We start from the raw sequence: 1,617 nt of genomic DNA, 5'->3' as shown, positions 1-1,617 counted from the left end.
AGGATATATAATGGAATCATCATATATCCGCCTTTAATCATTAAATCCAACAATCCTATGCTGGGTTTACTGCTTTCCATTAAAGAAAGGGAATCGGCCATAAACTGACCATCTGTACTCAAGGTTTGTGCTAAAATCATTTTAATATTTCAAAATCCAAGATGATTCATTTATTTCTACCCTAACTTTTTCCATGGCTTTGGTGGCAGATTCGAGATCCTCGTACCTACCAACGGAAATCCGGTAGCTGTTGGTATTGCCAAAGGGAAAAATTATCCATGTAGTTCTTCCTTTGTCAATCATTTTTTTTGCCTCTGCCCTTGCTATTCTTTTATTGGGTGAACTTGCTACGATTACATTATAATATGGTATTTCTCCCCGCCTATCAACTTCAATAATCTCTGCTGTCACAACTTCAGGAGTAGCAGCGATAACAGGTGTTTCACTTTCTGCTTCAGTGATCGTGCCAACATCTTCCAATTCTCCCATCTCAGTACTTAAGTGTTGATCGCCATCAGCCAATGGCTCTTCGGCAATCATTTCTTGCGAAACAACTGGATTTGTGGTTTCCAAAGTATTTTCAGATTCGGGCAAATAATAAAGAAAATAGGCTATTGAACCAAGGATGATGACTATTAAGAAAACCAGCGAAAATAATAACGGTACCTGGCTTTTACCTCTTCTTGAAACCTTTTTATTGATTTTGGCCAAAGGCGAAGCAGGTGTTGGAATCTCTGCAATTGAAGATGCAGGATTAATTTTATTGTGATCTTTTACACTCCCCTCTACCCTATCAGACTTCTCTTTTTTTTCTGCTATGACAGGTGCTTGTATAGGAGTTACTTCCACAAATGGAAACCCATAATCTTTATCTTCTAAGTTAGGTTTGCTTTCGTTTTCTTTTTCAGTCATGATATGGGTGAGTAACAGTATGCGAAGCTACTTTAATTGGATCAAAAGGCAAATTTGTTTTACAGCAATGATCTGTTTTTGGACTTAGACCAATCAGAATTTATAGGTCGCCCCAACAATTCCTTGAATCCCTCTTACCGGATAATTCAAAAACCTTTGATTAGTCCTGTTTAACAGGTTGTTGCCAATTGCAAAAGCAGAAATCCTCTCGGTAATCTGATAATCTGCTTTGATCTGCAGATCAAGAATTGCAGGTAGCCTTTGGGATGCTTCATTTTGTTGGTTGAAACCTTGGATACCTCCCATCAAATGCGCATTGAACTGGATCAACCATTTGTCCGCAGGAAGAAATTGATTGTTGATTCTAACTTCCCATTCAGGTCTGTGATAAGCAGCATTCAAGGTACTTAAGGTAAATTGATAATAATCTATATTGGCGGTGAGTTTATACCAGTTTTCGTAATCCCATCCTAATTTGACTGTATAATTCAGCAATGTTGTACTTTCATCATAAAGCATATTGAACCTTAGACTGTCAATAAGGGTATTGGCAAAGAAATGCATGTTTCTGTATCTTCCAACATTGAATCCGGCCTCATAAGTAAATTCATCCAATAATTTGCCTCTTACTCCTGCTCCTGTTTTAAAGTTTTGGATGGTATTGAGCAACTGATCACTTGGTCCCAAAAACGGATTTTCCATCAC

General features: G+C 37.8%; 1 protein-coding gene and 1 pseudogene. Both read right to left on the bottom strand.

The window, feature by feature from the left end:
* Window positions 1–141 precede the first annotated feature (141 nt).
* Window positions 142–912, bottom strand: coding sequence for an SPOR domain-containing protein (locus tag ACEW8U_RS04200; protein ID WP_373520781.1), 771 nt, complete (start codon window positions 910–912; stop codon window positions 142–144).
* Between the two features lie 93 nt (window positions 913–1,005).
* A pseudogene (locus ACEW8U_RS04195) lies at window positions 1,006–1,617 on the bottom strand (TonB-dependent receptor); the annotation flags it as partial.

Origin of the sequence: Aquiflexum sp. (assembly GCF_041751335.1) — a bacterium.
Classification (GTDB): Bacteria; Bacteroidota; Bacteroidia; order Cytophagales; family Cyclobacteriaceae; genus Aquiflexum.
Note: the sequence above shows the minus strand (reverse complement) of the source record. Positions and strands in the feature narration are given on the sequence as shown.